This window comes from uncultured Shewanella sp. (genome assembly GCF_947501225.1).
In the GTDB taxonomy this organism is placed as follows: Bacteria; Pseudomonadota; Gammaproteobacteria; order Enterobacterales; family Shewanellaceae; genus Shewanella.
This window is the reverse complement of record NZ_CANMUW010000005.1, coordinates 301,616-312,941: the sequence shown is the minus strand read 5'-3', so window position 1 is coordinate 312,941 and position 11,326 is coordinate 301,616. Positions and strand designations below refer to the sequence as shown.

At 46.4% G+C, this 11,326-nt stretch carries 12 protein-coding genes; 1 reads left to right on the top strand and 11 read right to left on the bottom strand.

All coding sequences use genetic code 11. From position 1 onward, the window contains the following. Positions 1 to 53: 53 nt before the first annotated feature. Positions 54 to 737, bottom strand: coding sequence for a TIGR00730 family Rossman fold protein (locus Q1B47_RS10210; protein ID WP_299792680.1), 684 nt, complete (start codon positions 735 to 737; stop codon positions 54 to 56). 219 nt (positions 738 to 956) lie between these two features. Then, a complete protein-coding gene (locus Q1B47_RS10205; RefSeq protein WP_299792677.1) occupies positions 957 to 1,166 on the bottom strand; it encodes a DUF2897 family protein in 210 nt (69 codons plus the stop codon). Between the two features lie 409 nt (positions 1,167 to 1,575). Here Q1B47_RS10205 and Q1B47_RS10200 point away from each other — a divergent pair, with 409 nt between their 5' ends. Beyond that, entirely contained in the window at positions 1,576 to 2,823 is a 1,248-nt protein-coding gene (locus tag Q1B47_RS10200) for a phosphatase PAP2 family protein (protein ID WP_299792675.1), read from the top strand. Positions 2,824 to 2,874: 51 nt separating this feature from the next. On the opposite strand, the gene kdsB is transcribed toward Q1B47_RS10200, so the two are convergent. The 9 genes from kdsB to crr all read right to left on the bottom strand — a co-directional run bounded on the left by kdsB (position 2,875) and on the right by crr (position 11,290). Beyond that, the gene (gene kdsB, locus Q1B47_RS10195) at positions 2,875 to 3,612 is read right to left on the bottom strand and encodes an 8-amino-3,8-dideoxy-manno-octulosonate cytidylyltransferase KdsB (protein ID WP_299792672.1); all 738 of its coding nucleotides are present in this window, start codon (positions 3,610 to 3,612) and stop codon (positions 2,875 to 2,877) included. A gap of 130 nt (positions 3,613 to 3,742) precedes the next feature. Beyond that, positions 3,743 to 4,813 (bottom strand): 3-deoxy-alpha-D-manno-octulosonate 8-oxidase KdnB, encoded by a 1,071-nt coding sequence (gene kdnB, locus Q1B47_RS10190; protein ID WP_299792669.1) that lies wholly within the window; start codon positions 4,811 to 4,813, stop codon positions 3,743 to 3,745. Positions 4,814 to 5,161: 348 nt separating this feature from the next. Continuing rightward, positions 5,162 to 6,346 (bottom strand): 8-amino-3,8-dideoxy-alpha-D-manno-octulosonate transaminase KdnA, encoded by a 1,185-nt coding sequence (gene kdnA / locus Q1B47_RS10185; protein WP_299792667.1) that lies wholly within the window; start codon positions 6,344 to 6,346, stop codon positions 5,162 to 5,164. Between the two features lie 258 nt (positions 6,347 to 6,604). Continuing rightward, complete coding sequence (gene can / locus Q1B47_RS10180; RefSeq protein WP_299792664.1) at positions 6,605 to 7,219, bottom strand: carbonate dehydratase; 615 nt, start codon at positions 7,217 to 7,219, stop codon at positions 6,605 to 6,607. A 297-nt stretch (positions 7,220 to 7,516) separates the two neighbouring features. After that, positions 7,517 to 8,353, bottom strand: coding sequence for an alpha/beta fold hydrolase (locus Q1B47_RS10175; protein ID WP_299792660.1), 837 nt, complete (start codon positions 8,351 to 8,353; stop codon positions 7,517 to 7,519). 45 nt (positions 8,354 to 8,398) lie between these two features. Next, complete coding sequence (locus tag Q1B47_RS10170) at positions 8,399 to 9,082, bottom strand: M15 family metallopeptidase (protein WP_299792657.1); 684 nt, start codon at positions 9,080 to 9,082, stop codon at positions 8,399 to 8,401. After that, complete coding sequence (dapE, locus tag Q1B47_RS10165) at positions 9,076 to 10,218, bottom strand: succinyl-diaminopimelate desuccinylase (protein ID WP_299792654.1); 1,143 nt, start codon at positions 10,216 to 10,218, stop codon at positions 9,076 to 9,078. Before dapE ends, Q1B47_RS10170 begins: the two co-directional genes overlap by 7 nt. After that, positions 10,203 to 10,547: an ArsC family reductase gene (locus tag Q1B47_RS10160; RefSeq protein WP_299792651.1), complete on the bottom strand. Its 345-nt coding sequence runs from the start codon at positions 10,545 to 10,547 to the stop codon at positions 10,203 to 10,205. The genes dapE and Q1B47_RS10160 overlap by 16 nt, the downstream gene beginning before the upstream one ends. A 233-nt stretch (positions 10,548 to 10,780) precedes the next feature. Then, positions 10,781 to 11,290, bottom strand: coding sequence for a PTS glucose transporter subunit IIA (crr, locus tag Q1B47_RS10155; RefSeq protein ID WP_299792648.1), 510 nt, complete (start codon positions 11,288 to 11,290; stop codon positions 10,781 to 10,783). Positions 11,291 to 11,326 lie beyond the last annotated feature (36 nt).

The window sequence follows — 11,326 nt, the reverse complement described above, 5'->3', positions numbered from 1 at the left end:
GTCGGGCGTTACCGGCAGGCCGTTTAATTTTATAGACTCTGATGTTGAAGAGGTTACCTGCCCGGGCTATAGACTGTCTTGGCGCGCCTGATTTTTTGCATCTTATATTTTCTATGCTCTACCATGATCGATATCACCTCCTCAATATCATCGGTCACGGTCAACAGCTCCAGATCTTTTGCTGAGATCAGTCCAAGGTTAAGCGGTTGTGCTTCCATCCATTCCAGTAAGCCCTGCCAAAATTCAGTGCCGTAAAGTACGATAGGGATAGGGTAGATTTTATTTGTTTGAAGCAGGGTCAGTGCTTCAAAAAACTCATCGAAAGTACCGAAGCCGCCCGGCATACAGATATAGCCCATGGAGTGCTTTACAAACATCACTTTTCTGGCGAAGAAATAGCGATAATTCAATGAGATATTTTGAAACGGATTTGGTGACTGCTCCATAGGGAGTTCAATGTTCAGGCCTACAGACTTTGCCTGATACTCATTGGCTCCCTTGTTACCGGCTTCCATGATCCCGGGGCCGCCGCCGGTTATAGTGGCAAAGCCCTCCTGGGCCAGACGCCGGGCCAGTAGTTCGGCTTTCTCATAATAGATGTTTTCTGGAGTTACCCGTGCCGAACCGAATATCGATATGGCGAAACCAAGATCCGATAGGGCATCTATGCCTTCGGTAAACTCTGCAATAATTCGAAACAGACGCCAGGATTCATCACCTTTGAAATCATCAATCATACTTATATTCTCGTCAGTTTATTGAAACGCGCTAAAGAGAGAGCCGATTACTATAAGTCTAGGACAATGAAGTCAAAGCCGCAGGTTTACTAAAGGATAATTGATTCGATGAGCCTGTAGAGAAGTTTGGTGTTATATGAAGGCCATAAAAATTAAGTGATTGGTATTTGTATAAAAAAGCCCATAGTGCCTGCTATGAGCCTTTTACGAATATTCGATTTAAGCTTTTCTGTCCTCATCCTGCTTGTCAGCGGAACCTGTGTCAGCTTGAGTATCGCGCTTAGATGTGTCATCTGTTTTAGGTTTCACTTTGTGATCTTTACCGAACTGGGGCATCTTAAACTTAGCGCTGTATTTAAGTACAGCCAGGTTACTGGCGATGACTCCAACCACTAAGATAATGATGAGCCAGGCTTCCAAGTTTGACATGACACTCCTAATAGATCTTTAGTCAATCGTTTAACAGAAAAAACGATACAAATTATGGTTCGAGTACTAATTCACATTTAACGGCAATTATGGCAACTAGTAATATATTGATGCTTGAGTGAGAAGGTGTTGCTCGATATTCCCCCCCCTGCAGAGCATATAACGCGTTATAAGTAATTTTAGCAAATTTATATGACAAAAAGAGCTGTAACCAACAAAAACAGGGTGAATTTCAAGCAGATGAAATGTTTTGAAACTCTATTTGTATCAAAGCACTGGCCAGCTTGTGATCTTCGTTACATAACTGTATACCACCTTTGAGGTATGCCCCTATTGTTATTACAATGTTTTTTTGTTAGGGGCTAGGGTGTAAAATGAAAAAAATCAAATTGCCTCAGCAATATTATTATTGCTTTCAACTAATGTACTCGCAGATAACAGCAATGACATCAACCGCTCGATAAATGACTCTGTCGTAGAAGCTGGTGATATGCTGCAAATTTTAATTCCTGCGACAGGATTTTTTGCTGCCTGGATGTATGATGATTTTGAAGGGGCCAAACAGTTAACTTATTCAACTCTTAGCACGCAATTGATCGTTCATGGTGCAAAACAGGCCGTTGGACGAAGCAGGCCAAACGAGAGTAGCTGGAATTCATTTCCATCAGGGCATACTGCTGCCGCTTTTTCCGGAGCAACATTTCTACAAAGCCGATATGGGGCTAAATGGGGGATCCCTGCTTATTTAGGGGCAACATTTGTCGGAGCTAGTCGTATTCACGGTAACAGACATTATGCCGGGGATGTAGTCGCCGGTGCCAGTACGGCGTTTATGATGAATCAATTCTTCACCTCTCCATATCGTAAAGATGGGATTTATATAAATGCACAACCGACTGCAGATGGCTTTGCGTTAGGCGTAACCGTAACCGATGAAGTGCTTAAACACAGCAATAAGCACAGTTCGCAACCCTTAAATAAATTGAAACACAGATTAGAGTTAGGCGTCGGGGTGAACTTAGCCGATAGCTCTGCACAGGCGGGTGCTAGTGAATACTTATCTAAAGATGAGTTAATTGATGAGTACCAACCGTTTTCATATATCAACTATCAATATCAATTGGGTGGAGGAGATTCCTACGAGCTGGAGTTTCTCCCTACAGAGACCCGTCGCCGCGGTACCGTTGCAAATGACTTTACTATAGATGGTGTACCCTATAAAGCGGGTGAAGAAGTATTGACCGCATTCCGCCATTGGATGTTGGGAAGTAATATCTACAAGGGGTTACAACTTAGTAACTCTGTTAAGTTAGATGTCGGCTTAGGCCTTTACTTACATATGATTGAATTAGACGTCGATCTTGATAATGGAGGAGGTAAGTACGCTAACGAAGATCACTGGCGTGCTATGCCTGCAGCTACGGCAAAACTCAGCTGGAGTTTAAGTGAGGATGTTTCTGCTGTCTCAAATGTCCAATACCAAAATTGGGAAGGTGATAGCTATATACTGGCTGAAGCCGGGCTCAGGTATCATTTCAATGAGGCGTGGGATGTGGGCATGAAGTACAGCTATACAGAGACAGAGCTGGATAATTCGAAATTTCTCGCATCCTACGATAGTCAAAACATAGTGCTAACCTTTGCTAATCGTTTTTAGCATAGGGGTTTTAAAAACCACCTTCCAAGGAAGGTGGTTTCTTTATTAAGACTAATCTACAGCAAGCCTGGATTCACAAACACGGATATCTTCAGGAGTATCGACCTCCGGAGAGTCGAAAGCGCTGATGGCGACTTTGATTCTGTGGCCATGTTCGAGCGCTCTGAGCTGTTCAAGCTTTTCTAAATCTTCTAAACGACCGAGTGGCAACTTAGCGAATGTCGAGATAAAGCTTCTGGTGTAAGCATAGACTCCCAGGTGTTTGTAGACAGGGTAGTCATTGGTGTCTCTGCCGAAAGGAATACGTGCACGAGAAAAGTAGAGCGCATTGAATTCGTTGTCGAAAACCATCTTCACGTGTTTAGGATCGTCAAGTTCACATTTTTCAGTGATTTCAAAGCCTAAGGTCGCCATGCTAAATTCACCAGGATGACGTTCAAACAGGGTGATGATCTGTTCGATGGAGATAGGATCGATTAACGGTTGATCGCCTTGTAGATTCACCACAAGATCGTCATCCTTCAAGCCTAACTGGGTAATGGCATCTTCGATACGATCGGTACCCGAAGCGGCATCAGGGCTCGTCATGACAACTTTTCCGCCGAAACCTTCGACGGCATCTTTAATGCGAGCATCATCGGTCGCAACATAGATAGCGGTTAAGCCTCTTGCCAGTGAAGCACGTTCGTAAACATGTTGGATCATTGGCTTACCGTTAATCGGCGCCAAAGGCTTGCCAGGGAAACGGCTTGAGCCATAGCGAGCGGGGATTAACAGAGTTACGTTCATTGGTTATACCTATGGTTTCTCTTCAACAAGGGTTTTCTCTTCAACAAGGGGTACTCATCGAAAAGAGTATTCTAATCGAAAGGGTTACTGGTAGAGAAGGGCTCGATATGAGCCCTTCTATAGCAAGTGATTAGATGCGACGGAACAGCTTAGTCAGCATCTCATCGGTCACTTTCTCTTCCCATCCTTCGCCATAGACGTTATCCCATAGCGGGCCCATGCTCTTAGTCACGGCGACCATCTTAGCGATAGTTTCGTCGGGAAGATCTTTACAGATGTTTTTGGGTAGCTTGATGTTATGTTTGTCCATCATTCGACGGAACTCGGCAACACCTTCCGGATAGAACTCTTCCAGTACGTCAAAGGCCAGGCAGTTACCGATACCGTGATGATAGCCTAAGACATAGCCAAGACCGTAGGATACGGCGTGACACGCACCCACCTGACTATAGGCGATACTCATGCCGCCCATATATGAGGCCATCATTAATTTATCATCTTTCTCCGGATGATCGTCTAAGTAGACCTCACGGCAAAGGTCCATAGACTTCTCGGCGAAGGCCTTGGCAAATTCATTGAGATAGGTACCTTCGAGAGATTCAACGCAGTGGATGTAGCAATCCATACCCGTGTAGAACCATTGATCGGTCGGCACACCATCGATGAGCTCTGAGTCCATGATGATCTGATCGAATACTGTGTAATCGGAGTTGAGCCCAAGCTTACGGACCGGTCCACAAAGTACTGCAGTGCGTGAAGCCTCTGCACCTGTACCGGAAACAGTCGGGATGCCGATGTGGTGAATAGCCGGGTTTTTGATCAGATCCCAGCCCTGATACATAGCAGAGCCACCTGGGTTGGTCAGCATCAAGGATACCGCTTTAGCTAAGTCAAGTGTCGAACCGCCCCCAAGGCCGATAACGCTGACCGGTAGTTTGCTGTTGAAGGCCTGTACCTGTTCAGTTAAGGCATCGACCTGCTTCGTCGTAGGCTCGTCATCCACGTTGACATAGATGAGCAGATCATGAGGCTTAGCCGGGACACGGCCACCAAGAGGCTTGTCTTGATGAACGTCGTCGACAAGAAATACGACAAAATCGTCATCAGATTTACGCTCTTCGCTCAAGACTTCGTCGAGTTGAACGAATGACCCGCGCCCGAAGATCATCTTAGGTACACATTTAAAATTCTTGAAACTCATTACAAAACTCTCCATTGAGATAATACCCAAGCTACCTCAAAGTGCGAGGCTCAGAGCTCAGGTAGTACGTCAGAACAAGACACCTTTGATGGCAATGGTTTCCCCTTGTCGATAAAGGTAACGCAGTGCCGACTTGCTACCTGAAGTCCCGAAGGGCAAGCCGACAAGCGGCATTGTTCTGTGTTATGAAATATCGAATTAGAATAACTAGTCCATCAATTTCATGCCTTGACCCCTACCACTTTTCGACTTGCTGAATTCGCATAATGAAGTAGTTTGGGTATTTCACTGTAAAAAGTGAGTCCGTACCTTGACGAATTCAAGGCACGGTAATTGCGATCGGGTTATTTAAGCAAAGGCTTTCTTAATGTTTTCGATGCGCTGTGCAATCTCTTCTTCAGTCCAGGATAGCTTGATCAACATGGAGATCGTACGGCTCATGATTGCATCAGATTTCGGCACCGATACGTTAGTATAGTCAGGGCGCTCTTCTATTAATGTGATCGGTAGGGCAGAGCAAGACTTAAGCTCTTGAATATGTTTCCAATTACTTAGGTAGTGCCAGTTGTTTACATACCAGTAGAAGCAGCCGTCTACACCATTTTCAGCCAGTTTCTTGTTGATCTCTATCGTACGCTCTTCGGTTGGCATCATGAAGGTCAGGAAGCCGGCAGAGTCGCCATCGGCATCAGGAAGTTCGCGAAAAGAGATATCTTTAATATCGGCGATCGCACTCTTGATTGTGTTTTTGTTCTTACGTTGAATATCGATAATGGTATCGAGTTTACGCAGTTGAGCCAGTCCCATTGCCGAGTTCATCTCTGAGATTCGGAAATTAAGCCCCATGATTGGATGGCCTTCGGCACCACGGTCGTTACCGACATGATCATGGCCATGGTCAGAGAACATGTGAGAGTTATCGTAGATGGTTTTGCTATTGGTGATGACAGCACCGCCTTCACCACAGGTGATGGTTTTAACCGAATCGAATGAGTAACAACCTACATCACCGATAGTACCAAGTGCCTGACCTTTATAGGTTCCACCGATCGCCTGGCAAGCGTCCTCTAAAAGCACAAGGTCATGCTTTTCACAGATCGCTTTGATCTCATCAAGCTTACCCATGGAGCCACACATATGAACCAGGTTGACGGCTTTAGTACGCGGCGTGATTGCTGCTTCGATACCTTCCGGCGATAGGCAGAGTGTCTCGTCTATCTCGGCAAAAACTGGCACGGCCCCAGCCATAAATACGGCTTCTACTGAAGCGACGAAGGTGAATGGAGGAACGATAACCTCATCTCCGGCACCTATGCCGGCAGCGGCGAGTGCCGTTTGAAGGGCGGCAGTGCCGCTGGAGAGAAGGTGCGCATGTTTAACGTCCATCTTTTCACATAGCAACTGCTCCATCTCACGCGTTTTCCAGCGGTCATTACGCATATGATCAAAGTTATAACGGAAGGTAAAACCGTTCTCCATTACATCTGCAACTTCTTGCTTCTCTTCAGGACCAAATAATTCAAAACCGGGCATGGAAATTTCCTTAGAATTCGCTGCGCTCTTGGCGCGAGAAATAAAACATAACTAGAGGATTATAACTGGGATAGGTGGAAAACTGCGATGTTTATTAAGCATTATTTAGCTTATTTCGGATTTTTTTTCGATGATAGTATAAAGCGTGTACTAAAGGCCCTTAAATCCGTAGAGTTTAGGGCCTTAATTTCTGACAATTTAGAAGTCACCGGAGGTGAAGCCAGAGGCGGCAGTGACGAGCGAGCTCACTCGCCCCACTTATGCTCTAGGCTTAAACTTATCGTTATCGACTGTGACATCGAGATCTGAAAGAAGTCCGTTTTCGATACTGTAGATCCAGCCATGAACAGACACATTCTCCCCTCTGGCCCAAGCTTCCTGTACTATGTTGGTACTGCTGACATTACCTACCTGCTCGATAACATTGAGTTCGCATAGTCGATCAAACTTCTCTTCACCTTCCAGCTTATCAAGTTCATCACTGTGAAGGCGATGAATATCTCTGATATGACCAAGCCAGTTGTCGATGAGCCCGAGTCTATCGCTGCCCATAGACGCCTTAACGCCACCACAGCCATAGTGGCCGACAACCATGATATGTTTAACTTTAAGTACCTCAACGGCGTATTGCAGCACCGACAGGCAGTTCAGATCTGTGTGGATCACCATATTGGCGATATTTCGGTGTACAAAAACTTCACCGGGCATCAGATCGATGATCTGGTTTGAGGGAACGCGGCTGTCAGAACAACCTATCCATAGATATTCAGGGTTTTGTTGAGTCGCTAGTTGTTCAAAAAAGCCTGGTTTCTCTTTAACGATACGTTCGGCCCAGCGGCGATTATTCTCAAAAAGGGGAGTTAGTATTTTCATTTTTCTCAACAATTCAGTTATTAAGGGTATTCCTTGCTGCAGATTGATAATAGCATTGAAATCCCCCTCGGGTGGTCTATTCAGTAAAATACCTAATAATTATTAATTAAGTATTAATCTTTTTACCCGAATGTTATATGACCCGACACCAAGTTAAGTTCTGCTTAAGCGTCGATAGGATATATGTAATGGCGTTAACCGGGAAACATATGAAAAGAATCTATCTGAAATTGGCTCTTTGAGCCAAAGAGTGAGTCATAGATCCATGACTCACCCATATTCAGAGCTTAGTAGTGTTTAGGGCTTGAGGTGTTTATTGAGGAAGTTTGACAGCTGTTCATTGATAAACTCAGGCTGCTCCAGGCTGGAGATGTGTCCGGCATTGGGAATATGGATATATTCACTGCCATCGATAGCATCATGCATCAGATATCCCTCCAGTACAGGACGTACGCTATCTTCGACACCTGTCATTATCAGGCAGGGGAGTGTCAGCTGCTCTATCTCCTCCATAGTATCGCGTCTTCCGAAGATGATCTTACCTAGCCGGAAAAGCGTTTCTACCTGTTCAGGTTTTAACTCGGCTAGTGAGTGCTTGAAGTGAGCGAAGAGCTCCGGCGTATTTTCTGAGGCATCCTTAGCAAAGAAGAGTGGGGCTATCTGTTCGATTAACGGTGCCGGTACCCCATTACTGGCCTTGATGATATCCAGCATATTGTAATACTTAGTCCTGGATACCTCAGGCTCATAGCCGATAAAGCAGCCCATCATGACCAGAGTACTCACCCGGCTCGGGGCTTTCAACGCCAACTCGGCGCCCCACATGCCACCTACGGAGAGACCTATTACCGAAAAACTCTCTATCTGAAGCGCATCCATGAGGGTCAACATCTGATCGGCAATATGTTGCAATGAGTGGGTACTGTCAGGTATCGGATCTGAGCTCCCATGCCCCCATAGATCGGGGACAATACAGCGGTAGCTTTTTGAGAGGTGGGCAATTTGTGGAGCCCACATCTGTGAGTCCCAAAGGTAACTATGACCGAACAGGAGTACCGGTCCCTCGCCGATATCGAGATAGCTAAGGAGTCTGTTGTCTACCGTTATCTGGTTTCTAAAAGAAGAAAAATTCATATTTCCTGCTGTGATAAAATTCTGATTAATAAATATTATATTTAATTATAGTTGATCGGGAGGAGGTGCAATAGTGTAGACGTACTCATCAACAAGTGCGTCAATTCTCTTCATGATCTCGGCTTTAAGTTCGATCTCTGATTCGTTGATAATGTGCTTTAGTGTCTTGATATCAAAAGATTCAAGGATTTGAGTCGACACCGGGTGATAACTCAGATGCCAAGGTTCGGCACTGACCCCACTTAAGCCAGACTGAAACGGAAAAAAGAAACCAAACTCGGCGGCGTGCTCGACAAGCCAGGTATGCAATTTTGCACAGGGGCCGCCGGCGGCGTATTCGGACGGAATGAGTTGTAACCGGTTCGGTTCAATTGTGTTTTCATCAAAAACATCGATATCCGTCCCCCAGTGATGCCGGGAAGTTCCCGGCAGTGCCGACCACAGTAGGATGAGCTCCAGTAGCTGCGCATCACTTTTATTATTTCGGTCGACAGGAACTGAGTTACTGTCGAGCAGCGGCCTCTCTCCCAGGGCTTTACCGTTCCATATCTTTAATTGTCTGGAGAAATCTCTGTATGCAGAGCATACTCTGAGTTTAATGCCGGCTTGCTCGGCAGCAAGCACCATTCTCTTTAGCGCCTTAGCTGTCTCTTTTTCCAGAAGCTGGCCCTTGTAATCCACAAGGTGTGAACTACTCAGGCCATAAGCCGATGTCGTGTGCGTTAACAAAGTAGCTTTTCCAAAATGAGTTCATAACAGAGTGCAAGTTGCTCCAGATCCGACACACTGACACACTCATTAACCTTATGAATGGTTGCGTTGACCGGGCCGAGTTCGATGACATGGGCACCGGTGGGGGCGATGAATCGGCCATCAGACGTGCCGCCTGTCGTTTGCGGATCCGTATCTGTGCCGGTCACCTGTTTTACAGCTTCCCGTGTGGCATCGAGCAGCGGTCCCTCTCCGGTAAGGAAGGGAAGACCATTGAAGACCCAGTTAATGTCGTAATCCAGGCCATGGGCATCTAAGATGTTGAGAACTCGCTTGATTAACTCTTCGGCTGTCAGTTCGGTAGAGTAGCGAAAGTTGAACATCACCTCTAACGATCCAGGAATGACGTTCGATGCTCCGGTACCCGCATTGATATTTGCTATCTGAAAACTGGTCGGCGGGAAAAATTCATTGCCATTGTCCCATTTCATTCTGGCCAGTTCATCGAGAGCCGAAGCAGCCTTATGAATAGGGTTGTCTGCAAGGTGTGGATACGCGACATGCCCCTGAGTGCCGTGAACCGTTAAGTTACCGGTCAGGCTGCCTCTGCGGCCATTTTTTACGATATCCCCTAACTTATGGGTGGATGAAGGTTCACCGACTAATGCCCAGGTGATCTTCTCGTTACGGGCCTCAAGTGTGTCGATGACCCGGGTCGTTCCGTTGATGAAAGGGCCCTCTTCATCACTGGTGATAAGGAAAGCGATTGAGCCGTTATGATCCGGGTGTTTATCTACGAAGCGCTCGGTGGCAACCAACATGGCTGCCAGTGAGCCTTTCATATCGGCCGCGCCGCGTCCGTGCAGATACCCATCGATAACGACGGGATCGAACGGGGGAGTATGCCAGCGGTTGAGGTCGCCAACAGGAACGACGTCAGTGTGACCGGCAAAGCAGAACACGGGTCCATCCTTGCCACGTCTTGCCCACATGTTGGTGGTATCTTCAAACACCATAGATTCGATGTCGAACCCTTTAGCGCTAAGTCTCTCTCCCATCAGCTCCTGACAGCCCTCATCCAATGGCGTCACCGAGGGGCGAGAGATGAGTTCCTGTGCCAGGGTTAATACGTCTTGATTCATATCTTGAACCACGCTTTATAATCGGCTTCTTTAAAGCCAACCATCACCATATCGTCAGAGACCAATACCGGCCTTTTAATCAAGGTGGGATTTGCCAACATCAGTTCGATAGCCTTGGTTTCATCGATATCGCTCTTATCCTCATCGCTGAGATTTCTGTAACTGGTGCTACGCTTGTTAAACAGTGGCTCCCAACCCAGGCTGGCCACCCAGCTTGTCAGCTGATCTTGAGTCAGGCCGTCAACGCGAAAATCATGGAAAGGAATATTAAGGTCGTTGGCTTCGATCCATTTACGGGCCTTTTTGACCGTATCACAATTTTTAATACCGAAAAGCGTCAAGGTGTTTTCTCCGATGAGGGCGTGTTGATTACGCCAGGTAGGTGAATGTCGTTATTGTCCATGCATTGTGTCACCGCATCCCGGATCTCTCAAGTTTTGAAAGAGTGAATGGTTGAACTTTTTTCATGAACAGATGAAGAGTTTAAGTGTTCGTTAACATGGCTGCGATGCATTGAGGCGGGGACGATGGGAGGGCGATTTATCGGGTTAACCTGTATAAACCGCCTTATGAGTCAGAGTTCTACCGAGAAGATCACATCTTTGCCGGCTTCTATGGAGCCTTGTCGTTTGTCCAGGGTACGAATATCTTCCATATTCGCCAGTACAACAGGAGTAAGCAGGCTCTCCACCTGCTCCTTGAGGTATGCCAGATCGAACTCAAGGATAGGCTCACCTACCTTGACTACCTGTCCCTCCTCGGCGAGTCGCTTAAAGCCATTTCCACGAAGCTCGACGGTACCTACACCAAAATGAACAAACAACTCCAGCCCCTGTGGGGATTCGATACTGAACGCATGATTGGTTTCGAATATTTTTCCTATGGTGCCGTCAACTGGGGCAAGGATCTGACTTCCCTTGGGTTTTATGGCCAGACCGTCTCCCACAATTTTTTCAGCAAATACGACATCGGGCACTTTCTCTATCGGCACGATTTCACCTGATACGGGAGCATAAACATCAATTCCGCCAACCAGGTTAGTTTGGCCCGACATCAGACGTCTTATACGGCTTAAAAATCCCATATTAATCCCCCAGTACAAATACTGTTTTCATTGTAA

Bases quoted from the DNA above. Each gene is read 5' to 3' on its own strand.
- Q1B47_RS10210 (WP_299792680.1), bottom strand. From the start codon at position 737: ATGATTGATGATTTCAAAGGTGATGAATCCTGGCGTCTGTTTCGAATT.
- can (WP_299792664.1), bottom strand. From the start codon at position 7,219: ATGAAAATACTAACTCCCCTTTTTGAGAATAATCGCCGCTGGGCCGAA.
- crr (WP_299792648.1), bottom strand. From the start codon at position 11,290: ATGGGATTTTTAAGCCGTATAAGACGTCTGATGTCGGGCCAAACTAAC.
- Q1B47_RS10175 (WP_299792660.1), bottom strand. From the start codon at position 8,353: ATGAATTTTTCTTCTTTTAGAAACCAGATAACGGTAGACAACAGACTC.
- kdnA (WP_299792667.1), bottom strand. From the start codon at position 6,346: ATGCCCGGTTTTGAATTATTTGGTCCTGAAGAGAAGCAAGAAGTTGCA.
- Q1B47_RS10205 (WP_299792677.1), bottom strand. From the start codon at position 1,166: ATGTCAAACTTGGAAGCCTGGCTCATCATTATCTTAGTGGTTGGAGTC.
- kdsB (WP_299792672.1), bottom strand. From the start codon at position 3,612: ATGAACGTAACTCTGTTAATCCCCGCTCGCTATGGCTCAAGCCGTTTC.
- kdnB (WP_299792669.1), bottom strand. From the start codon at position 4,813: ATGAGTTTCAAGAATTTTAAATGTGTACCTAAGATGATCTTCGGGCGC.